Source organism: Streptomyces sp. 13-12-16 (genome assembly GCF_002114215.1).
Lineage (GTDB): Bacteria > Actinomycetota > Actinomycetes > Streptomycetales > Streptomycetaceae > Streptomyces.
This window is the reverse complement of record NZ_NCTE01000008.1, coordinates 1-20222: the sequence shown is the minus strand read 5'-3', so window position 1 is coordinate 20222 and position 20222 is coordinate 1. Positions and strand designations below refer to the sequence as shown.

At 71.6% G+C, this 20222-nt stretch carries 19 protein-coding genes and 1 pseudogene; 3 read left to right on the top strand and 17 right to left on the bottom strand.

Annotated elements, in window-relative coordinates; translation table 11 throughout:
- Window positions 1-335: 335 nt before the first annotated feature.
- The gene (locus B7767_RS00410; protein WP_085570305.1) at window positions 336-2183 is read right to left on the bottom strand and encodes a prolyl oligopeptidase family serine peptidase; all 1848 of its coding nucleotides are present in this window, start codon (window positions 2181-2183) and stop codon (window positions 336-338) included.
- Between the two features lie 157 nt (window positions 2184-2340).
- Between B7767_RS00410 and B7767_RS00405 the strand changes: the two genes are divergently transcribed.
- A complete protein-coding gene (locus tag B7767_RS00405; RefSeq protein ID WP_179166984.1) occupies window positions 2341-3165 on the top strand; it encodes an SURF1 family protein in 825 nt (274 codons plus the stop codon).
- A gap of 76 nt (window positions 3166-3241) precedes the next feature.
- On the opposite strand, the gene B7767_RS00400 is transcribed toward B7767_RS00405, so the two are convergent.
- From B7767_RS00400 to B7767_RS00360, 9 genes are all read right to left on the bottom strand, one after another.
- The gene (locus B7767_RS00400; protein ID WP_085570303.1) at window positions 3242-4444 is read right to left on the bottom strand and encodes a hypothetical protein; all 1203 of its coding nucleotides are present in this window, start codon (window positions 4442-4444) and stop codon (window positions 3242-3244) included.
- The gene (locus B7767_RS00395; protein WP_030863114.1) at window positions 4441-5016 is read right to left on the bottom strand and encodes a SigE family RNA polymerase sigma factor; all 576 of its coding nucleotides are present in this window, start codon (window positions 5014-5016) and stop codon (window positions 4441-4443) included. Before B7767_RS00395 ends, B7767_RS00400 begins: the two co-directional genes overlap by 4 nt.
- A gap of 522 nt (window positions 5017-5538) precedes the next feature.
- Window positions 5539-6612, bottom strand: coding sequence for an aspartate-semialdehyde dehydrogenase (locus B7767_RS00390; RefSeq protein WP_085570302.1), 1074 nt, complete (start codon window positions 6610-6612; stop codon window positions 5539-5541).
- On the bottom strand, window positions 6612-7889 hold the full coding sequence (locus tag B7767_RS00385; protein WP_085570301.1) for an aspartate kinase: 1278 nt from the start codon (window positions 7887-7889) through the stop codon (window positions 6612-6614). Before B7767_RS00385 ends, B7767_RS00390 begins: the two co-directional genes overlap by 1 nt.
- Window positions 7890-8084: 195 nt before the next feature.
- Window positions 8085-8663 (bottom strand): Uma2 family endonuclease, encoded by a 579-nt coding sequence (locus B7767_RS00380; RefSeq protein ID WP_085570300.1) that lies wholly within the window; start codon window positions 8661-8663, stop codon window positions 8085-8087.
- A 50-nt stretch (window positions 8664-8713) separates the two neighbouring features.
- Window positions 8714-9040: a hypothetical protein gene (locus B7767_RS00375; RefSeq protein WP_085570299.1), complete on the bottom strand. Its 327-nt coding sequence runs from the start codon at window positions 9038-9040 to the stop codon at window positions 8714-8716.
- Window positions 9037-10053, bottom strand: coding sequence for a hypothetical protein (locus tag B7767_RS00370; protein WP_085570298.1), 1017 nt, complete (start codon window positions 10051-10053; stop codon window positions 9037-9039). Before B7767_RS00370 ends, B7767_RS00375 begins: the two co-directional genes overlap by 4 nt.
- 307 nt (window positions 10054-10360) lie before the next feature.
- Window positions 10361-10543 carry a DUF397 domain-containing protein gene (locus tag B7767_RS00365; protein WP_085570297.1) on the bottom strand — a complete coding sequence of 61 codons (183 nt, stop codon included), beginning with the start codon at window positions 10541-10543 and terminating at the stop codon, window positions 10361-10363.
- The gene (locus tag B7767_RS00360) at window positions 10540-11394 is read right to left on the bottom strand and encodes a DUF5753 domain-containing protein (protein WP_256923268.1); all 855 of its coding nucleotides are present in this window, start codon (window positions 11392-11394) and stop codon (window positions 10540-10542) included. The genes B7767_RS00365 and B7767_RS00360 overlap by 4 nt, the downstream gene beginning before the upstream one ends.
- 68 nt (window positions 11395-11462) lie before the next feature.
- On the opposite strand from B7767_RS00360, the gene B7767_RS00355 reads away from it, so the two are divergent.
- Window positions 11463-11984: a hypothetical protein gene (locus B7767_RS00355; protein WP_256923267.1), complete on the top strand. Its 522-nt coding sequence runs from the start codon at window positions 11463-11465 to the stop codon at window positions 11982-11984.
- A 378-nt stretch (window positions 11985-12362) separates the two neighbouring features.
- Here the strand turns inward: B7767_RS00355 and fxsT are convergent, their stop codons facing one another.
- The 5 genes from fxsT to B7767_RS00325 all read right to left on the bottom strand — a co-directional run bounded on the left by fxsT (window position 12363) and on the right by B7767_RS00325 (window position 16935).
- Window positions 12363-14666: an FxSxx-COOH system tetratricopeptide repeat protein gene (fxsT, locus tag B7767_RS00345; protein WP_085570294.1), complete on the bottom strand. Its 2304-nt coding sequence runs from the start codon at window positions 14664-14666 to the stop codon at window positions 12363-12365.
- A gap of 226 nt (window positions 14667-14892) precedes the next feature.
- A complete protein-coding gene (locus B7767_RS00340; protein ID WP_085570293.1) occupies window positions 14893-15258 on the bottom strand; it encodes a signal peptidase I in 366 nt (121 codons plus the stop codon).
- Window positions 15255-15914, bottom strand: coding sequence for a DUF5063 domain-containing protein (locus B7767_RS00335; protein ID WP_085570292.1), 660 nt, complete (start codon window positions 15912-15914; stop codon window positions 15255-15257). The genes B7767_RS00340 and B7767_RS00335 overlap by 4 nt, the downstream gene beginning before the upstream one ends.
- Window positions 15907-16506 (bottom strand): recombination mediator RecR, encoded by a 600-nt coding sequence (gene recR / locus B7767_RS00330; RefSeq protein WP_030827811.1) that lies wholly within the window; start codon window positions 16504-16506, stop codon window positions 15907-15909. Before recR ends, B7767_RS00335 begins: the two co-directional genes overlap by 8 nt.
- An 87-nt stretch (window positions 16507-16593) precedes the next feature.
- Window positions 16594-16935 (bottom strand): YbaB/EbfC family nucleoid-associated protein, encoded by a 342-nt coding sequence (locus tag B7767_RS00325; protein ID WP_030863093.1) that lies wholly within the window; start codon window positions 16933-16935, stop codon window positions 16594-16596.
- Window positions 16936-17206: 271 nt separating this feature from the next.
- Here B7767_RS00325 and B7767_RS00320 point away from each other — a divergent pair, with 271 nt between their 5' ends.
- Window positions 17207-17953 carry an SLATT domain-containing protein gene (locus tag B7767_RS00320; RefSeq protein ID WP_085570291.1) on the top strand — a complete coding sequence of 249 codons (747 nt, stop codon included), beginning with the start codon at window positions 17207-17209 and terminating at the stop codon, window positions 17951-17953.
- Between the two features lie 9 nt (window positions 17954-17962).
- Here the strand turns inward: B7767_RS00320 and B7767_RS00315 are convergent, their stop codons facing one another.
- Together B7767_RS00315 and B7767_RS00310 are read right to left on the bottom strand one after the other, a co-directional pair.
- On the bottom strand, window positions 17963-19507 hold the full coding sequence (locus B7767_RS00315) for a substrate-binding domain-containing protein (protein ID WP_085570290.1): 1545 nt from the start codon (window positions 19505-19507) through the stop codon (window positions 17963-17965).
- Between the two features lie 99 nt (window positions 19508-19606).
- A pseudogene (locus tag B7767_RS00310) lies at window positions 19607-20222 on the bottom strand (serine/threonine protein kinase); the annotation flags it as partial.

Sequence of the window (20222 nt, the reverse complement as noted above, 5' to 3'; positions counted from 1 at the left end):
TTGCCCGCGCCTGCGGGGGTGCCGTTGCGCTGCCGCCGGGCCGGGTGGGCTTCGCTTGCCCGCGCCTGCGGGGGTGCCGTTGCGCTGCCGCCGGGCCGGGTGGGCTTCGCTTGCCCGCGCCTGCGGGGGTGCCTCCCCAGAGGGGGCACCCCCGGCGCCCACCCGTGCCGCCCCTGGGGGGCACCCCCCAGGCCCTCAGGCACTGGGGGAGGCACGACTGCCCGCAGCCATGAGGCACAGGCATGCCCTGCAGTCGCTGGAGGGTGGGCGCCGCCCCAGCGGCACGTCCGCCCGCAGTTGGGGCGGCCCCGGCGGCTCGGCTGGTCGTGGTGGGGTCAGGTGGGGAGGTGCTTTGACGCGAAGTCGAGTTCCAGGCGGATCTGTTTGATGCGTTCGTCCACCACCAGGGAGCCGTGGCCCGCGTCGTAGCGGTAGACCTCGTGGACGGCGTCGCGGGACTCCAGGCGTTTGACGTAGTTCTCGATCTGCTGGATGGGGCAGCGGGGGTCGTTGACGCCCGCCGAGATGTAGACCGGGGCCTTGACCCGGTCGACGTAGGTGAGGGGCGACGACGCCTCGAAGCGGTCGGGGACCTCCTCCGGGGTGCCGCCGAGCAGCGTGCGGTCCATCGCCTTCAGCGCCTCCATCTCGTCGTGGTACGCCGTGACGTAGTCGGCGACCGGTACCGCCGCGATGCCCAGCGCCCACGCCTCGGGCTGCGTACCGAGGCCGAGCAGGGTGAGGTAGCCGCCCCAGGAGCCGCCGGTGAGGATCAGCCGGGCCGGGTCGGCGAGACCGGAGGTGACCGCCCACTCCCGTACCGCCGCGATGTCCTCCAGCTCGATCAGTCCCACCCGGTGCTTCAGTGCGTCGGTCCAGGCGCGGCCGTAGCCCGTGGAGCCCCGGTAGTTGACGCGGACCACCGCGTAGCCGTGGTCGACCCAGGCGGCCGGGCCGGCCGCGAAGGAGTCGCTGTCGTGCCAGGTGGGGCCGCCGTGGATGTCGAAGACCGTGGGGAGCGGACCGCTCGCGCCGGCCGGCTTCTGGACGAGGGCGTGGATACGGCCGCCGGGCCCCTCCACCCACACGTCCTCCACCGGGACCGACCCGGGCGACTTCATCCCGGGCGGGTCGAGGACCACTCCGCCCGCCGTGGACCGCACCTCCGGCGGCCGGGCCGCCGACGACCACAGGTACTCCACGCTGCCGTCGGGCCGGGCCGTCGCACCCGAGACCGCGCCGCGCGGGGTGGGGATCTCCACCAGCCGGCGCCCGGCAAGGTCGTAGCGGAACAGCTCGCCACGGGCCTCGAAGCCGTGCACGATGAGCAGCCCCGTGCCGTCCGGACACCACTCGGCGCTCACGTCACCGGGCAGCTCCAGCGCGAGGTCGGTCTCCTCCCCCGTCGCCACGTCCCACACCAGCGGCTCCCAGCGTCCGCGCCGCTGGTGACCGATGAGCAGCCGGGTGTCGCCCGCCACCGGCGCGAAGCCCAGCACCTCCAGGCCCAGTTCCCGCGTGCCGCCCTCGGTGTCGTCGAGCTCGGCGACCGTCGTGCCGTCGGGCCGCAGCACCCGCAGCGCGGAGTGCATCGCGTCACCGTGCTCGGTGTGCTCCACCGCGATCAGCGAACCGTCGTGGGAGAGGTCCCCGACGCCCGCCGACTCACGGTGCCGGTAGATCTCCACGGCCCCCTCTCCCGTACGGGCCAGGTGGATCGTCGTACCGTCCTCGTCCGTGGAACGGCCCACGACCGCCGTACGGCCGTCCCGGCCCAGCGCGAGACCGGCGGGGTACGAAGGGTCGAGGCCCGGCACCGCGAGCTCGTCCTCGCCGCCCGAGAACCGCTGCCGGCGCCACACGCCGAACTCGTCGCCGTCCTTGTCGTCGAACCACCAGATCCACTCGCCGTCCGGCGAGAGCACGCCGTCCGTCGTGCCGTTGGGCCGGTCCGTCACCTGCCGCTGCTCGCCCGTCGCCCGGTCCCAGGCGTACAGCTCGTACGTCCCCGTCGCGTTCGACACGAACAGGGAGCGGTCGGGGGCTTCCTCCGCCCAGTCGGGCAGGGACACCCGGGGCGCCCGGAAGCGCTTCTCCCAGTCGGGCATGCCCGCGCCCTGTTCCACTCGCTCGGTCTGGTGATCCGCCCGGCCCGGCGCGTCGGACCCGTTGCTCTCAGTCATGACCCCATACTGCCCGTCCGGGAGGACATCGCGCCGCCGAGGTCCCCAGCCTGTGGACGACTTCTTCCCGATCCTTCACCGGCCCCGCGTGGAGACCGCCCGTCACACGGCGACCCCGCGGGCCGGGAACCACCCGCGGACCCGTACCGTTGAAGGCGTGTACCGGTTTCTGCTGACGCCCCGCTGGTGGGGGATCAACGTCTTCCTGCTGCTCTCCATCCCCTTCTGCGTCTTCATGGGGTCCTGGCAGCTGGGCCGGTTCGAGGACAGGGTGGACAACCACCGCGAAGCCGAGGCGCGCATCGCCACGGACAAGCGGGAGGCGGCCAGGCCGCTGGACGACCTGCTGCCCGTGACCAAGGCCACCTCCGGCAAGCAGGCCACGGTGAGCGGCCGGTACGACACCCAGATGCTCGTGCCCGACCGCAAGCTGGACGACAGGGACGGCTACTACGTCCTGACCCTGCTGCGCACCGGTACCGGCCGGGCGCTGCCCGTCGTCCGGGGCTGGCTGCCCGGCACCCCCGACCCGGCGAAGGCACCCGCGGCGCCCACCGGTGAGGTCACCGTCACCGGCGCGCTCCAGGCGTCCGAGACACCGGGCAGCAACGGCGTCAGCGCCCGCGGCGGCCTGCCCGAGGGGCAGACGGCGGCGATCAGCTCGGCGTCGCTGGTGAACCTCGTGGAGTACGACGTGTACGACGCCTGGCTCACGCTCAACCGCGGCGACTCCGGCATGAAGGCGGTGCCGGCGACCGCGCCGAACGGCACCGGGCTGGACCTGAAGGCGTTCCAGAACCTCGGCTACACCGCCGAGTGGTTCGCCTTCGTGGGCTTCGTGATCTTCATGTGGTTCCGTCTGTTCCGCCGCGAGCTGGAGTTCGTCCGCGACGCGGAACTGGGCCTGGTGCCGGACGGGGACGACGAGAACGAGGGGGACGGGGAGCGGGAACCGGGGCGGCCGAGTCCGTCAGCGGTCTGAGTCCGACGGCGGACCGGGAGGCCAAGGGGCCGGAAGCCGCCCCCGTGAGGGACCAGGGGGCCGGAAGCAGTCCCCGTCACACCGCCGACAGCAGCCCCGTGAAGTACACCGTGCCCGCGCACGCGTTGCTCACCGTCGTGGTGGCCGAGCCCGAGCCCGTGGGCGACGTGTACGTCACCGCCACGCTGCCGTCCCCCGTGCCGTCCTCCCTGACCAGCTGGGTGACCGCGCCGCCGTCGGTGCCCGTGGACGCGCCGGTCGTCGTGGTCGGGTCCCCGGTCGGCGTCGGGTCGGGCGAGGGGCCGCCGGTACCGCCGCCCGTGCTGTCGCCCGGAGCCGCGCAGGTCTCGGAGGGCACCCAGGCGAACTTCACCTCGTACGCCGCGCCCGGCTTGAGCACCAGCTCCGCGACCTCCAGGGAGGGGTCGGGCAGTCCGGCCGCCGCGTCCCCCGCCACGTGCCGCGCCGAGCTCACCTTGGTGGCGTCGGCCGCGCCCTGCGGGATCGGGGTCACGCTCCCGGCGCCCTCGACGGTACAGCTCGCGGTGGAGACGTTGACGACCCGGAAGGATCCGTAGACCGCGCCCGTGGACTCGGGGGCGGCGCTGGACGCGGTCGCCGGGCCGAGCTGGGCGGCGGTGCAGGCGGGCACCCCGGCGGCGAGGCTGGCCGAGGGGTCGGCCCCCTCCGTCGCACCCGTACCGGAGCCGGTGCTCGCGCCGCCCTCGTCCCGTTCCTTCTCGTGGCCCTTGTCGGTCCCCTCGACCTGGTCCGAGGCGCCGCCCGCGGTGCTCTCCCCGCCCTCCGGGTCCTTGCCCTGGCCGGTGCCGCCCTGCGCCTGCGCGGCGTGGCCGACGGCGGAGGGGTCGGCGTCGGAGCCGGTGACACCGGAGACGTGGACGAGGGCGGGGACGGCGGTGCCGAGGAAGAGGGCGGCGGCGGCCACGCCGACGAGGGCCTGGCGCTTGCGGGCCCGGCGGGCGGGGACGGCCCGGCGCAGATAGTCCAGGGTGCCGTCGCCCGGCTCCACCTCCCGCACCGCCCGGTGCAGCAGGGTGCGCAGTGCCAGCTCGTCCGCGTCGAGCCCCTCGGAGCCCTGTTCGTCCAGGCCGTCGTTCACAGTTCCGTTCCCAGCGTGCGTGTGCTCCGGCTCGTTCCCGTCGCCGGTCTCCCGTACGTCCTCGGGCGCGGGCACGCCCTCGGACTCCCGCGCGGCCTCGGACGGACGCGAGCCCTCCGGCCCGCGCTCCTCGCCCCGCGCGTCCTTGCCCTCGCTCATGCCGGCGCCTCCATGGCCAGCCGCAGCGCCGCGATACCGCGTGAGCCGTACGCCTTCACCGAGCCCAGCGAGATGCCCAGGGTCTCGGCGACCTGCGCCTCCGTCATGTCCGCGAAGTAGCGCAGCACCAGCACCTCGCGCTGACGGCGCTGGAGGCCCTTCATCGCCTTGATCAGCGAGTCGCGCTCCAGCTGGTCGTAGGCGCCCTCCTCCGCGCTCGCCATGTCGGGCATGGGCTTGGAGAGCAGCTTGAGGCCGAGGATGCGGCGGCGCAGCGCGGAACGGGACAGGTTGACGACCGTCTGGCGCAGGTAGGCCAGGGTCTTCTCCGGGTCCCGGACGCGTTTGCGGGCCGAGTGGACGCGGATGAACGCCTCCTGCACGACGTCCTCGCAGGAGGCGGTGTCGTCCAGGAGGAGTGCCGCGAGACCCAGCAGCGAGCGGTAGTGCGCGCGGTAGGTCTCGGTGAGATGGTCGACGGTGGTGCCGGCCGCCACGACGTCGTCGGTGCCGTCACGCTGACCTGGTATGCGGGCGGGGCGCGCTGCGGGCATGGGCGCGATCACCGGCATGCCGCCGCCGGACGCGCCGGGCATGCGGGGTCGGCGAGCCTGGCGGGGCGGCCGTAGGGCCGTGCCGCGCGGCGCTGTGAAGTCGAGTACCTCAGCCACGCCAGTTGGACACGCTTCCCCTCGTAAGGGTTGTACGTGCCGGGCGTCACTTTTGCGGCGGCCGGTGCGGCCGACCGCCCGCCCGCGTCAGGCAGCACCACCGACAGCGCGTCAAATGCCCTCATGCGTCCCGCTCTTCCCCTGTATCCCATGTGAACGGACGTCCCCACGTCCGGTTCCGGACGTCCCCACGTCCGGAGAGCATCGCCCCCACGCCCCCCGGTAAGGGCGACCGCAAAGACGCTCCCCGCCCTCCGCGCGGTTGCGGAGAACGGGGAGGTGAATCCTCGTACAAGACTCGTACGGACCTCGTTCAATCCTCTGCCGCCGGAACGGCCTGATCAAGAGGGGGGTCCGACCGGGAAACCGGCTCACAAGACTTACACAGATCCTACAAACGAATCCTGTGCGATCCAGAACTTTTTACCGTTCAACCGCCACGAGTTCGGCGATCTGAGCGGTGTTCAGCGCCGCCCCCTTGCGCAGGTTGTCCCCGCACACGAAGAGCTCCAGCGCGGTGGGGTCGTCCAGGGCCCGCCGTACCCGCCCGACCCAGGTCGGGTCGGTGCCGACGACGTCGGCGGGGGTGGGGAACTCCCCCGCGGCCGGGTTGTCGAACAGGACCACGCCGGGCGCCGTGGCGAGGATCTCGCGCGCCTTGTCGACGGTGACCTCGCCCTCGAAGCGGGCGTGCACGGTGAGGGAGTGCGTGGTGACCACCGGGACGCGTACGCAGGTGACCGCCACGGGCAGGGAGGGAAGGTCGAGGATCTTGCGGGACTCGTCCCGGACCTTCATCTCCTCCGAGGACCAGCCGTCCTCGCGCAGGGACCCGGCCCACGGTACGACGTTCAGCGCGACCGGCTCCGGGAACGGCCCGGTGTTGTCCCCCACGGCCCGCCGTACGTCACCGGGGTGGGTCCCCAGCTCCGTACCGGCCACCAGGGAGAGCTGTTCGCGCAGGGTGCGCACGCCCGCGTGCCCGGCGCCGCTGACCGCCTGGTACGAGGAGACCACCAGTTCACGCAGTCCGAACTCGGCGTGCAGCGCGCCCAGTGCGACGATCATCGACAGGGTGGTGCAGCTCGGGTTGGCGACGATCCCGCGCGGACGCCTCCGCACGGCGTGCGGGTTTACCTCGGGGACGACGAGCGGCACGTCCGGGTCCATCCGGAACGCGCCCGAGTTGTCGACCACCACCGCGCCCCGCGCGGCGGCGACGGGCGCCCACCGCTCGGCGACCTCGTCGGGTACGTCGAACATCGCGACGTCGACCCCGTCGAAGGCCTCCTCGGTGAGTGCCACGACCTCGACCTCCTCACCGCGCACGGCCAGCTTGCGGCCGGCCGAGCGCGGGGAGGCGACGAGCCTGATCTCGCCCCAGACGTCCGCCCGCTGGGACAGGATCTGGAGCATGACCGTGCCGACGGCCCCGGTCGCTCCCACGACCGCGAGCGTCGGCCGCCCGGAACGTCCGGGTCCCTCGGTCCCGGACATCAGCGGCCGGTGCCTCCGTAGACCACGGCCTCGTCGCTGTCGGAGTCGAGACCGAACGCCGAGTGCACGGCGCGGACGGCCTCCGGCACGTCGTCCTTGCGGGTGACGACCGAGATGCGGATCTCGGAGGTCGAGATCAGCTCGATGTTCACGCCGGCGTCGCTGAGCGCCGTGAAGAAGTCGGCCGTGACCCCGGGGTTGGTCTTCATACCGGCGCCGACCAGGGAGATCTTGCCGATCTGGTCGTCGTAGCGCAGGGAGTCGAAGCCGATGGCGCCCTTGTTCTTCTCCAGCGCGTCGATGGCCTTGCGGCCCTCGGTCTTCGGCAGCGTGAAGGAGATGTCCGTCAGGCCCGTGGAGGCGGCGGACACGTTCTGCACGACCATGTCGATGTTGATCTCGGCATCGGCGATCGTGCGGAAGATCGAGGCGGCCTCGCCGGGCTTGTCCGGCACGCCGACGACCGTGACCTTGGCCTCGGAGGTGTCGTGCGCGACACCGGAGATGAGAGCCTGCTCCACCTGCTTGTCCCCTTGCTTCATCGGCTCACTGCTGACCCACGTGCCCTGCAGCCCGCTGAAGGACGAACGGACGTGGATCGGGATGTTGTACCGGCGGGCGTACTCCACACAGCGGTGGAGCAGCACCTTGGACCCGGAGGCCGCGAGTTCGAGCATGTCCTCGAACGCGATCCAGTCGATCTTCCGGGCCTTCTTCACCACGCGCGGGTCGGCGGTGAACACGCCGTCGACGTCCGTGTAGATCTCGCACACCTCGGCCTCGAGCGCGGCGGCGAGGGCGACGGCGGTGGTGTCGGAGCCGCCGCGGCCGAGCGTGGTGATGTCCTTGGTGTCCTGGCTGACGCCCTGGAAACCGGCGACGATGGCGATGTTGCCCTCGTCCACCGAGGCCTTGATCCGGCCCGGCGTGACATCGATGATGCGGGCTTTGTTGTGGACCGAGTCGGTGATGACACCTGCCTGGCTGCCGGTGAAGCTCTGGGCGTTGTGGCCCAGGTTTTTGATCGCCATGGCCAGCAGGGCCATGGAGATCCGCTCTCCGGCGGTCAGCAGCATGTCGAGCTCGCGCCCGGCAGGGATCGGGGAAACCTGCTCGGCGAGATCGATCAGCTCGTCCGTCGTGTCGCCCATCGCGGAAACCACGGCGACCACCTGGTGGCCGTTCTTCTTGGCTTCCACGATCCTCTTGGCGACGCGCTTGATGCCTTCGGCATCGGCTACGGAGGAGCCTCCGTACTTCTGCACGACAAGGCCCACGTGCGCTCCTCGCTCAGTCCGTCGTTTTCCACAGTCCGCCCACATATGTGTGCGCTGCGGTCGGCTCAGTCTATCGAGCGCCCGAAAAACCCCTCCGCGATATCGCATGGTGAGACTCCCCGGCGCCCGTGCAGGGGGGCTCATGCCCATCCCGACGCGGACCACTCGGAAAAGTGCCCCGCGTCACACGCGGGCTCAGTCGACGAGGTCCTTGAGGGGTTCGGTGTCGAGGGCGATGTTCACGGGGTCGGGGAGCTTCACGGCGGCACCGAAGGGGAGTTTCTCCTGGTGACGGTAGCGGCCGTCCTCCGGCTGGTTGAACACGACGACCGAGCGGTCGTCCCGGTCGATGAGGAGGTAGACGGGGATACCGGCGGCGGCGTAGCCGTCGGGCTTCTCGACCCGGTCGCGCCGGTGGGTGTCGGAATCGTGCGACGTGACCTCCACGGCCATGAGCACGCCCTCCGTCTCCGACCAGTCCCCGTGCCCCTTCGCGAACCCGAAGGGAGCCAGAACCCCGTCGGGGCGAGCCCTGCCCTTGCGGTAGGTCTCGATCTTCATGCCACGGTCCCCGTAAAGCCACAGCTCCGGGCGGTGCTGCATGCACAGCCTCTGCAACCAGGCCACGATCTGGTCGTGGTTGCCATCCGTCACCGCCTTGACCCGGACCTTCCCGTTGATGAACTCCAGCCGCACGGTCTCCGGGGAATGGCGTTCCAGCTCCTCGAACTCCTCGACGGACATCTGCGGCCGGTGTTCGGTCGTGGGGGTCATGGCGTCGCCTCCTCGACACCATGGTGCCCCGACCGGTACCTCCTGCAAGCTCATTCGTCCCTCCTCTCCGGCCGGCCGGCCGTGCGAGGACCTTCGTGCTCGTCGTCCGCGGGACGGAAGAGCCGGTCGGTCCGCGCGTCGGCCTCCGCGGTCTCCTCTTCGGTGAAGGGCCCGTGCTCCGCCTCGTACTCCCGCATGGCCGTGAGCCCGGCGGCACGCGGCTGCCGGTGATCCGGACGCGCGTCGGGGTATTCCTCCACCGCGTCCGCGACCACGGCTTCGACCGGCCGCCGACAGGACTCGGCGTACGCCTTCAGGCGCTCGGTCAGGTCCCCGCCGAGGGACAGGGACAGGCCACCGCCGCCGGGGAGTGTCACCTGTTCCGCCCCTTCGGCGAGGTCAGTCCCGCCGCGCGGCGGAGGGCGTCGACGCGTTCGGTGACATCGACGACCTCGTCGGCGCCCTCGAGCCCGCCGCTCTCCCGGGGGCCGGGGAGGAACGTGTCCGGGACAGCCCCGTAGAAGACCACCGGCCCTTCCGCCTCGATCTCGGCCATGCATTCCCGGCACAGACCGTGCGCGATCTCCGTCGTCCGCTCGTCCGCGTCGCACAGCCCGCAGACCATGAGCACGCGGGTCACCTGCGCCCGACGGCCGGCCTTCTGCCGGATCTTCGCCTTCTTCGGGGGCATTTTCCTCTCCAATCGGTTGCGGGCGAGTCCGCCCGGGTTGTCGACGGCGGGCGGCAGCCCGTCGGTCAGCGCCTTCGTGATGTCCTGCGGGCTCGCGCCATGGGCCAGCCACTGGGCGGCGAGGGGTTCGAGGGAACGGCAGTCGCCGTCGGACAAGGGCATACGGCCATCGACCGCACCGGCCTCGGCGAGGGCCTGGTACGCGGCGCTGGGCTGCTCGGCGACGGGCTCTTCCCACTCGTCGTCCGCGGCCGCTTCCGCCGCCACCTGCTCGGCTTCCGCCACGACTTCCGCGTCGGCCTCTTCCTCGACCCGCGTCAGCCCGGGGAAGTAGTGCTCGGTCACGTCCTTGCCGTGGCGCTCCCGTGCGAAGTTCTCCCACCACTCGGCCGACCTGCGGGTACGCGACCAGTAGGTGCGGGTCACCCACCGCATCGAGTTGTCCTCGACGGTGATGTGCTCCCTGATCCAGCGCAGATGCCCGGCGGCCGTGATGCGGCCCAGCGAGGCACGGACGGCCTGCTGGCCGTAGCGGGGGTGCGCGGCGGCGATGGCCTTGTAGCCCATCGCGTGACCGGTGTCGAGGTGGTCGACGAAGACGGCGATCTCGGCGTCCCGCGGGAGCAGATGTGCGAAGTCCGGGTCCGCGTACGGGTCCTCGTCACCTGCGGGGCGTTTTCCGTACCCCGTATTGGCCATGGGGTGGGACGGGGAGGGGAGGGCGGGACTAAGGTTGGCGCAAGCCACGGTTGGGGCTCCTCGATTTCTAGTGGTATCGAGGTCCCTCGATACGTAGGTCAGGCTCCGGATTGGTGTTGGCGCACCGCCGGAGCCGACTCATTTGCTGGTCGTTTGCCGCGAACCTAGAGCCGTCTCACTCATCGAAGCAAGCCGATCACGGAACGTCACTCTTATGAGGTACGCCGACCCAACTCACGTTCAAGCTTGGTTGGTTGGGTATTTCAACCAACCAGAAAACCCAGGGGAAGAGCTCGGAGCCCGAGGCTCAAGCTCCGGGCTGAACTGCGGAAACGAACGCCGACCAGGCAGGCGCGGTGACGTGGAGTTCGGGGCCCGAGGGGTTCTTGGAGTCGCGGACGTGGACGGCACCGCAGTAAGCGACCTCAACGCAGGCGCCGCCCTCGCTGTCGCTGTAACTCGACCTGAACCACTTCAACTGGTCGCTCACGGCTGATTCACCATCCGCTCGATGAGGCGGACCGACTCATCGGGGGCGAGGGCCCGCGTGCGGATCATGCTAAGCCGCTCGGTCACACGGCTGACAACCCCTGGTTCGGCCGAAAGCTCGCTGACGAACGCACCCTCCGTGAAGGCGAATCGCTCATGGTCGTGCCCCTCCACCAGCACCATGGAACCCTCCAGCGCATTCGCGAACGCCCGCTCGAAGGGCAGCACCTGCACCACGACATTGCGCAGCCGGGAAACCTCCAGCAACCGCTCGAGCTGCTCCGCGTCCACCAACGAGCCGCGCAGGACGGCCTCGTAGAGGACGAAGCTCAGCCCGACCGGCGGCTTGCGCTCCGTGAGGATGGCCTGCCGTTCCATCCGGGCCGCCACCCGCTCCTCCACCGTCTCCTCGTCCAGCGGCGGAATGCGGTTGTCGATGAGCGCCCGTGCGTACTCCTGGGTCTGCAACAGGCCGGGGATCAGCGCGACTTCGTACCACCAGAGGCTCGTAGCCTCCCGCTCCCGCTCGATGAAGTCCACCGCCCGCGTGGAGTACCGCTCCCTGCGCACGTACTCCTTCGCCGCACTCAGCATCCCCTGCGCACCGCACAGTTCGTCCGCCACGTCGAGCACCCTGGGCGACGGCATCCGCACGCCGCGCTCCATGGACGCGATGGTCTCCGGGGCGTAGTTGGCCGCGGCGGCCAGCGCCTCACGGCTGACGTTGGCCATGGTGCGCCAGCGCTTCAGCTGGTTCCCGCTGTAGCACCAGGCCGCGGGTGGCTGGGAGCTGTTGTTCGGGACCGGCACGACACCCACCTCCGACTGGTACACCACGGTGTGAATCTCCACGGCGGCCACCGAGCGTAGACCGTACGGCATCACCGTGTGACCGCGACGAGCGCGATTCACCGTCCCGTATGAACGACCGCCTCCGTCACCGGCCGCACGTCGTCGGCGTCCGCTTCGACGCCGTACGGACCGAGGGCCTGCGCGGCAAGCCGGTCGCCGACCGTCCGACCAAGACCGCGGCCGAGGACGCGGGCCCGATCGTGTGCGAGGCGGCACGGGACCGCTGGGTCTACTTCCTGCTCCCGCCCGGAACCGTACGGCGGTACGACTGGCCGCCCAGGATGCAGCAGCTCGCCGGCCGGGGCGACCGCACGGTCACCTACATCGGCATCCCCGCACTGGACGGCAACACCTGGCCGCTGCGCTGGTACAGCGAACCGACGCCCACCGCCCCCCGCGTCGACGCGATGGCGCTGCACATGGTCGTGGCCCGGCCGCACCGGTGGCTCCGTGCGGCTCAGGTGCCCGTGGACGCCGAGCCGATGTCGCCGCCCGCCGCGATGGAGCCCTTGCCCGAGGCGGTCACCCCGCCGCTCGGCGGGGCGGGCGATGGAGAGGGAAGGGGCGACGGTGCCGACGGGGGCGTGTGACCGCCTGTCGACGCCGTGCCGATGTTGCCGCCCGCCGCGATCGCCCCCTCGCCGGACGCCTCGACGTCCCGGTTCCCGGCGGCGGGAGCGGGAGCAGGAGGGGGCGGCGGAGGAGCGGTGGGCGTGGCCGAGGGACCGAACTGCGCGATGGCGGCGAGTACCAGGCCGACGAGGCCCACGCACCCTCCGGCCACGCTGGCGATCTGGTCGGCCTTCCCCAGATCGACGAAGGCGAACCCGGTCAAGGCGACGACGCCCGATCCGCAGATGGCGAGTCCGGCCCAAGCCCATGGCCTCAGTGTCATGCGGTCATTGTGACGGCAAGCCGGGACGCCGGGGCGAAGTCCGCCGGAACCGTGGCGCGGGACTCCGGCGGACTCAGTCGGTGTCCTCGGTCCGTACGGGACCGCTGCCCTCGGACATCTCTTCGGCGAGCGTGTACAGCGCTTGGAAGAGACCGAGCACCATGCCGGTCATCGGATGGTCCTCCCCCAGCGCCATGAAGGTTTCGGTGAAGAGACGGACCGCCCGCTCGGTGTAGCGCTCGTCCCCTGTGGCCGCGTACGTCTGGAAGAGCACCATCCGCGCGGCCAGGGTGTCGGCGTGGCCGTCGTCCAGGACGCGCAGGCAGGTCTCGAGGTGCCGCTCCGCCGCGGCCACGTCCTCCTCCGTGGCGCGGGCCATCTCCACCGGTTCCATGCCTCTGAGCTGCTCGACCACCTCGCGCAGCGCGGTGACGAGATCCGCGCCGCTCTCCGCGGCGGCGACGACCTTGGCCATGGCGTCCATCGGCCCCGTCGGGAAGACGGCCTGGCGGACGAAGGCGGCGGCGATACTCCTCACGGAGAGGGTCTCCGGATGCTCCTCGCCCAGCACCCGCACACAGTCGGCGAGCAATGCGTCGATCATGCTCTTGGCCCTCGCCAGGTCCCCCGTCTCGGCCACCACCATGGCGACGGAGGCACGGGCCTCGAAGGTCCGGGGGGCTTCGTCACCCAGCACCCGTACACAACAGGCGTGGGCTTCCTCGGCCAGCTCCAGGGCCCTTTCCCTGTCACCTGCCAGGCCCGCCGCTTTGAGCGCGTTCATCTGCGCCGAGATCGTCACCTCGTGGTCGGTGCCCAGAATGCGCAGACAGTCGGCCAGGACCTGTTCAGCGACCGGGCGGGCCCTTCCGACGTCGAACAGCATCCTCGTGGCGGAAGCCAGTTTCACGCGCACGCGGACGGTTTCCGGCGACTCGTGCCCGTACATGCGTACGCAGTCGGCCTCCGCACGCTGCAACAGGGCCAGCGCACGGGAGGCGAACCCGGGGTTGGCGCCGAGCATGTACCCCCCGGTGCGGGTGAGCAGCCGCGCCATCTCGGGGGTGTCCGTCTCCGGCGGGGCGTATCCGGCGAGAGCCTCGACGTGCGGCAGGAGGGCCCGCATGACGGGCCACGTGGACGGGTCCTCGATGTCGTCGGCCGGCAGCGCTCGGGCCAGTGTGCTCATCGCCGTCGTGCGCGCATCGGCGATCATCTCCGGCAGGCGGTGCCGGTCGCTGTCGTCCTCCACGCGGGAGACGGCCTGCACGAGCCGGTGCACGGTCACGGTGTCACCGGACAGCGTGATCATGCTGTGCGCGGCGAGCCGGCGCAGTGCCCGGCGCACGGTCGGCGGATCGCCGAGGGGGGCGAGCAGGGTGCGCGGGATCCCTTCGGACGCGTACCAGGCCAGTATCAGCAGGACCCGCACGGTCAGCGGTTCCTGTGCGAGGCGGTCCAAGGTGACGTGCCAGATACGGGCGATGGTGCGTTCGTGGTCGCCGCCCTCCTCCGTCTCCGCGTACATGGGGGCCGGGTGGGCGGCGAGATCCCTCAGGTACTCGCGTGCGGGGCAGTCCGCCTCGTGGCAGTACGCGGCCGCCTGGGCCACGGCCAGTGGGAGGTGGCCGAGCTCCTCACAGAGTTCGCCGGCGTCCGGGTCCTCGCCCCGGATCCTGGTGAAGAGGTCCACCGCCTCCTCACGCGACAGCACGCCCAGGGGCACCGGTTCGGCGATGCCCCGCCACCCCGTGGACAGTCGGCTGGTGATCAGGAACCGGCCGGTGTTCGCCCGGGACAGCAGTGGTTCCACATCGGCGGGGCTCATGACGTTGTCGAGGACCAGGAGCCAGCCGGTGTGGGTGGCGAGCCACTGCCGGCCCCACTCGCCCAGCTGCTCCGGAAGCAGCAGCTTCTTCAGGGACGGCTGCAGGGCGGTCGCCAGGTCGGCCAGGCCGTCCTCGATCGCGGCGCGGCTGCTGGCGGTGATCCACCACACCGGTGCGTGGGACCTGCTGTATTCGGCCGCCCAGCGGGCCGCCAGAGTGGACTTACCGATGCCGCCGAGCCCGTGCAGTACGTGCGCCGACGCCTGCCCCGGGGTGACCGGGGCTCCGTTCAGCACGTCGAGTTCGTCGTCGCGCCCCACGAAGAGCGCGGCGCGGGTGGGGAGACCGGTCAGTACCGGCGGGCAGTCGACGGACTCGGCCGACGGACACGCTTCGGGAAAGACCAGGTCCGCCTTCTCGATGTTCAACGCGAACGAGCCGGCCCCTGACAGGGCCTGCGTGACGTTCCCGCCCGCGGCGATGGCGGAACTGCCGGAGGCCGTGACGGGGGCCCGGGTGCCCGGCCGGTTGTCGAACGGAGCGCTCATGGATCACATGATGGCCGTCTGCGCACCACGCGTCAGGCGTGCGGGACGAATTGACCCGTCGGGCGGTGAAGGACGGCGGCACGACGCCGGTGTCCCGGCTGCCGCTCGACCGCGGTGCCGAGCCCACGGCGAGGGCGCCGGCCGGCGCGCGGGAGCGTGGGGTGGTGTCCGGAGTGGGCCGAGGACCGCGCACACGTCCTCGAAGCCCCGCGTGCCGCCGGTCCCGTCACTCCGCCACCGCGTATCCGGGTACGGACGGCCATCGGACGGTCAGCACCACCGACTCCTCCTCCGCGAACCAGGAGTGGTCGGTTCCGCGTCCCCACACGACGTAGTCGCCCTGCTCCTTCAGAAGGACGCTGCGGCCGGGGAGTTCGACCCGGAAACGGCCGCTGACGAGGACCAGGAGGGCTGTGCGCTCCTCACCCCTCACCCACCGCGCCCGCTCGTCGCCACGCGGGTGGACACCCCACTTGATCTCCACCGCCTCGCTGTGGCGGGGATCCCCGGCGTCCTTGAAATGCCCGAGGAGCCAGCCCCGGTCCAGCGCCGCGTCCCTGCCCGCGTTGCCCGTGTACACGCCGTCGGTCATGTGACCGGGCGCACGCCCAGCGAATCCCCCAGCTCCTCCGCCATGACCTGGCCCGCCTCGAACTCCAGGGTGTCGTCGCCCATGCCCTGGTCGGTGTCGAGGCCGTCGAGTTCCGCGAGGGGCTGGTTCAGGCGGACGTGGGCGACGACCGACTGGAGGGCGCGCAGCGTCGCGGACGCCGTGGTGCCCCAGTTGGAGAAGTAGGAGAACTGCCACCACCACAGGGCCTCCGTGGTGCGGCCGGCCTTGTAGTGGGCCATGCCGTGGCGGAGGTCGGTGATGACGTCGGTGAGGTCGTCGGAGATGCGGGCCGGGACCGGGGCCTTGCGGGGCTCGTAGGGGTCGAAGACCTCCGAGTAGACGTCGACCGGCTCCAGCATGCGGGCGAGGTTCTCGCGGAGTTCGTCCACGTCGGCCTCCGGGCCCATGTCGGGCTCGTAGCGCTCGTCGGGGACGATGTCCTCGTGCGCGCCCAGGCGGCCGCCGGCCAGGAGGAGCTGGGAGACCTCCAGGAGGAGGAAGGGGACCGCCGAGTCCGGCTCGTCGCCCTTCGCGACCTCCGTGACGGCGACCAGGAAGCTCTCGATCTGGTCGGCGATCTGGACGGCGAAGTCGTCCGGGTTCTGGTGCGTCGCGTGCAGCGTGGCGTCAGACATCTAGGAGTCGTCTCCCCTCGAAGGCGCGGCCGAGGGTCACCTCGTCCGCGTATTCCAGGTCGCCACCCACCGGGAGGCCGCTGGCCAGGCGGGTGACCTTCAGGCCCATGGGCTTGATCATGCGGGCGAGGTACGTCGCCGTGGCCTCGCCTTCCAGATTCGGGTCCGTCGCCAGGATCAGCTCCGTGACCGTACCGTCGGCCAACCGCGCGAGAAGTTCCCGTATACGCAGGTCGTCCGGGCCCACCCCGTCGATGGGGCTGATCGCACCGCCGAGGACGTGGTAGCGGCCCCGGAACTCACGGGTGCGCTCGATCGCCACGACGTCCTTCGGCTCCTCCACGACGCAGATGACGGACGGGTCGCGGCGGGTGTCGCGGCAGATGTTGCACTGCTCCTCCTGCGCGACGTTCCCGCAGGTCGCGCAGAAGCGGACCTTCGCCTTGACCTCCATCAGCGCGTGCGCCAGACGCCGTACGTCCGTCGGTTCCGCCTGGAGGATGTGGAAGGCGATCCGCTGCGCGCTCTTGGGACCGACGCCGGGCAGCCGCCCCAGTTCGTCGATGAGGTCCTGGACCACGCCTTCGTACAACGGACTGCCGTCCCTTCCTGGTGTTCCTTCAGTACGTACGGTAAAGGCCCGCGGGCCGTCTTCGAAAGGTTCGAAGGGTTCGAGAGGTCAGAAGGGGAGACCGGGGAGGCCGCCGCCGCCCAGCCCCTGGGCCAGCGGGCCGAGCTTCTGCTGCTGGAGGGCCTGGGCGTTCTCGTTGGCCGCCTGGACCGCCGCGACGATCAGGTCGGCGAGGGTCTCGGTGTCCTCCGGGTCCACCGCCTTCGGGTCGATCACGAGGCCGCGCAGCTCGCCGGAGCCGGTGACGGTGGCCTTCACCAGGCCGCCTCCCGACTGCCCGTCGACCTCGGTCCTCGCCAGCTCCTCCTGGGCCCGGGCCAGGTCCTGCTGCATCTTCTGGGCCTGCTGGAGCAACTGCTGCATGTTCGGCTGGCCACCACCGGGGATCACGATTGGGCTCCTTGGTCGGTCCGTCGGTAAGGGTTTTACCGTTCGGCACGAGCCTACGTGGTCGCGGGGGCAGCTGCCCCGACACTCTTTCGAGTGAGTCCCGGTGGGGCCCTATACCTGATCACGGCCGTCTTCCGGACGAAAAAGAGCCCGAACCCCCGGCGCCGCCACCCATTGGGCGGTAGGAAGGGTCAGGCGCTCGAGCACCTGGCGTCACACTTCGTGGACGGACAGTACGCGGAATCAGCAGGGGTCAGTAGGGAGATACCGGGTGGGTCAGCCGGAGATGCAGCCCGAGGGTCGGCCTCAGGACGGGTGGGGCGAAGGGGCGTCCGGGCCCTGGCCGGACGACCTGGAGGGGCGGGAGTTCCCGCTCGGGGACTGGGGGGAGCCGGCGGCCCGGCTGGACGAGCTGTACCGGTGGGTGGAGCGCGGCGCGCTGGACACGGCCGCCTGGTACCTCGCGGACCGGGTGTGGAAGCGGCGGTGCGCGTGGGCGCTGCGGGCCGGGACGGCCGTGGGCGCGCTGACCGGGGCCGCGCTGCCGCTGCTCGACCTGACCGGGGTGGCCGACGGGTCCGCGCCCTGGGGTTATCTCGCGCTGCTGCTCGGGGTGGCCTGTGTGGCCGGGGACCGGTTCTTCGGGATGACGTCCGGCTGGATGCGGGACGTGGCGACCGCGCAGGCCGTGCAGCGGCGGTTGCAGGCGTTCCAGTTCGACTGGGCGTCGGAGTGCGTGCGCGAGGTGCTCGGTCCGGCGGACGGCACGGCGAGCGAGGCGGCCGAGCGGTGCCTGTCGGTGCTGCGGCGGTTCTCGGAGGACGTCACCGAGCTGGTGCGGGTCGAGACGGCCGACTGGATGGTGGAGTTCCGCACGGGCGGCGCGCCGCTGGGCATCCAGACGGCGGTGGCGGGCGCGGGACGCCCGGAGGGTTCCCTCCCGCACGGCCGCCTCCCGTCCCCGCAGGGGCCGGCCCGCCCCAACATGCCGCGGCAGCGTCCGCCCGAGCCGCGCTGAGCCCGCTCGTCACGGCACGTCCCGCGCGCACAGCTCCATCCCCTCCGGGGTCCAGCACGGCAGGTGGCCGTGGGTGCGGATCACGTCCTGGCCGACGCCGCGCGTGAGGTACGCCAGGAAACCCGACACCAGCGAGTTCGCCGGCGGCTGCCCGTAGGTGTAGGCGTACTCGATCTCCCGGTACGGGTAGGAGCTCGTCCCGTGCTCGATGGCGTCGACGGACGGGGCCTCTCCGTCGAGGTCCAGCCGGTGCAGTCCCTTCGCCCGGGAGGCGCGGGCCTGTTCGCTGTAGCCGATCGCGCCGGGGATGCCGGCGACGGTTTCCAGTACCTGTTCGGTGGAGTCGAGTTCGCAGCGGATGACGGGGGCGGCCGGGTCGTCCTTGTGCACGCAGTCGACGGAGGAGTGGGCGATCTCGCCCCGGCCCAGCACGCGGCGCTGGAAGACCTGTCTCGTGCCGGAGCCGGCGTCCCGGCTGACGAGGTGGACCGCCAGGTCCGGGCCGCCGAGCTCGCTCCAGTTCGCGACCTCGCCCCGGTAAAGGCGTCGTACGTCCTCCGCCGGCAGGTTCCGCAGCCCCACGGCGTCGTTCACCACCAGCGCGAACACCGACACCGCCACCTGGTTCCCGCGCAGCTCGGGCAGACCGCCCGGCTTGGGCCCGTCCGACAGGACCACCAACGGCGGAGAGCCGTCCTCCGCCTCCGCCCCGGCCGCCACCAGGTCCCGTATCCCGGCCGTCGACCCGTGCGTGTCCACCTCGATGCGCGGATCCTCGTCCGCGCAGTCCCGCTCGTACTTCTCCGCGACCTCCCGCAGCACCGGCGCGAACGCCGTCGATCCGGTGAGGGTCAGGGTGCCGCTCCTGCAGCCGATCGGGGGCGGGCTGTCGTCCTGGGCGACGACGATCACCGCCAGGGCCACCACGCACAGCGTGAGCGTGATGGTGATCAGCCGTGCCGCCCGGCTGAACAGCGGGGCCTTGTCGTCCGGGGTGGCGCTGCGGTTGCGGTGCACGTCGCCATCGCTGAGGTCGCCGCTCAACTGGATCCCGTCGCCCACGCGCCCGCCGGAGAGCAGCACCAGCAGCTTGTAGTAGGCGCCCCGGTTCAGCGGGACGCGCGGGAGGCGCAGGGTGCCGTCCTGGTAGCCGAAGCCGCGCTCCTGGGTGAAGTGCTCCAGGAGGTGGCTGGTCTCCGAGGGCTGGGTGACCGAGACGCCGAGGATGGTGCGCTCCGTGAACTCCACGGTCAGGCCGTGGCTTCCCGGGCCCTGGTAGTCGTCGCGGCCGATGGTCTGCGAGCCGTCGTTCTCGATGCGCAGCAGCACCATGCTGGCGTGCGTCATCCCCGCCGCCGTGTCGAACCAGCCCTCCCGCCGGCTGGTACGGCTCGACCGCTGGCCGTCACCGATCGGGACGTCCAACTGCACGCGGTAGCCGATGCGTTTGCTGCGCGGCACCCGCCGCTCGTACCAGACCATGACGGCGGAGGCGACGACACCGAGGATCGCCGTCGCCACGGCCACCAGGTTCTCCGCGCTCAGCCACTGCATCGTGCCGCCCCCGCCACTGCCCGCACGTCCGACCGGGCAGTCACCGTACGGCCGTGCGAAGCGGCCGGCGGTGCGCGTTCTCGGGAGTTCGCCGAACGTTCAGTCCCGCGTGTAGGTGAGCTGCTCGCCGTTGCCGGTGTTCACGCGCTGGAGGGAGCCGTCGGGGAGCAGGGTGACCTCGCTGGCGGAGCCCGGGGTGCAGGCGCTGCGCGGCTGCCCGACCGTCACGGAGGACGGGCCGAGCTCCAGCCGGTCGCCGGAGCCGGCGGTGAGCCGGGCCTCGAAGACGCAGTGGTAGGTGCCGTTGCCGGTGGGCCCGTCGGCGACGAGGGACATGACCGTGTCGCCGACCTCGCCCTGTCGGATGGTCAGCCGACGGGTGTGCTCGCCGCTCGCGTTGTCGATGGTGGTGGACCAACTGCCCAGGTAGTCCGCGGGAACGGTGCCGTCCGCGGGGGCGGAGGTGCTGGGCTGCCGGGTGTCGTCGGGGGTGGTGGGGGCGGAACTCCGCGATGTGCCGCCGGGCGACGGGGGCGCGGTGGGGTCGCCGCCGGCGCGGTTGTCGGCGGCGCCGCCGCTCATCAGCGCGTACACGGTGCCGCCGGCGGCGAGCGCGACGATCAGCGCGATCACCACGAGCAGCACGGTGGAACGGCTGTCCCGGCGCGGCTCGGACACCGGCCCGTACGGCGGCGGCCCGTAGGGCGGGGTGTGG